Here is a 963-nt window from a genome sequence, read left to right as displayed (position 1 = left end):
CGTAAGCGCCGACGGAACGCGGCCTTGTTGCCGGCGCCGGAATAGGAAAGCTCGCGGCCTTTGAGGAGGCGTGAGCATGGACATCGAGCAATCAAATGAGCCTCGTATGAGCGGTCGCGGTGATGGCGGAGCGGTTATACGGGTGGAGCGGCGTCGGAACTGGAGCGACGAGGAGAAGCTGGCGATCCTGAAGGAGACGACGGTGCCGGGGGCGATCGTGTCGGCCGTGGCCCGGCGGCACAGTATTGGAACAGGCCAGCTTTATACTTGGCGCAAGCAACTGCTGCGCGGAGCAATGGCAGGCTTCGTGCCTGTCGAACTGGCTTCGTCTTCGCCGTCGGCCAAAGCTCGGGAAGCTGGGCGGATCGAGGTTCGAGGGCGGTGCGGCCTGACGGTGTTGGTTGATGGCGAGGTTGATCGGGCCGCCCTGAAACAGGTGCTCGATGTCCTGCGGGAGCTGGATCATTGAGCCTGGCGTTCCCGCCTTCGACGAAAATATATCTGTCGCTGGCGCCGTGCGACATGCGCAAGGGGTTTGATGGGCTGTCGGCGCAGGTGCGCAATATTCTTCAGCTTGATCCTTTCTCGGGGGCGGTTTTCCTGTTCCGCGGAAAAAGGGGCGACAGGTTGAAGGCCTTGGTCTGGGACGGGTCCGGGCTATGCGTGTATGCGAAGCGTCTCGAGCGCGGAAAGTTCGTGTGGCCTCGTGCTCATGAGGGCGCGCTCCGCCTGTCGGCAGCCCAGCTTGCGATGCTCGTCGAAGGGCTGAACTGGAAGCAGGCGATCGGCCACGACGAGGTGATCACGCCGAGGCTCGCATAGCCAAAAAGATCAGGAAAACCGCCATTTTATGTAGGATTTGCCGTGGGCTTGGGCTATTATCGGTCGCATGCGGTTCGCCCTTGATCGCCTTCCCACAGACCCGGTTCTCCTGCAGAAAATGCTGCTGGAGATGGCCGATGT

At 61.6% G+C, this 963-nt stretch carries 2 protein-coding genes; both read left to right on the top strand.

Annotated elements, in window-relative coordinates; genetic code table 11:
• Positions 1-76 precede the first annotated feature (76 nt).
• Positions 77-469 (top strand): IS66-like element accessory protein TnpA, encoded by a 393-nt coding sequence (gene tnpA, locus ACFQ24_RS03860; RefSeq protein WP_380909135.1) that lies wholly within the window; start codon positions 77-79, stop codon positions 467-469.
• Positions 466-822, top strand: coding sequence for an IS66 family insertion sequence element accessory protein TnpB (gene tnpB, locus ACFQ24_RS03855; RefSeq protein ID WP_380909133.1), 357 nt, complete (start codon positions 466-468; stop codon positions 820-822). Before tnpA ends, tnpB begins: the two co-directional genes overlap by 4 nt.
• Positions 823-963 lie beyond the last annotated feature (141 nt).

The organism is Sphingobium olei, assembly GCF_042678845.1.
In the GTDB taxonomy this organism is placed as follows: Bacteria; Pseudomonadota; Alphaproteobacteria; order Sphingomonadales; family Sphingomonadaceae; genus Sphingobium; species Sphingobium olei.
The sequence above is the reverse complement of the archived record's forward strand: the minus strand, read 5'-3'. Positions and strand labels throughout refer to the sequence as shown.

Bases quoted from the DNA above. Each gene is read 5' to 3' on its own strand.
- tnpA (WP_380909135.1), top strand. From the start codon at position 77: ATGGACATCGAGCAATCAAATGAGCCTCGTATGAGCGGTCGCGGTGAT.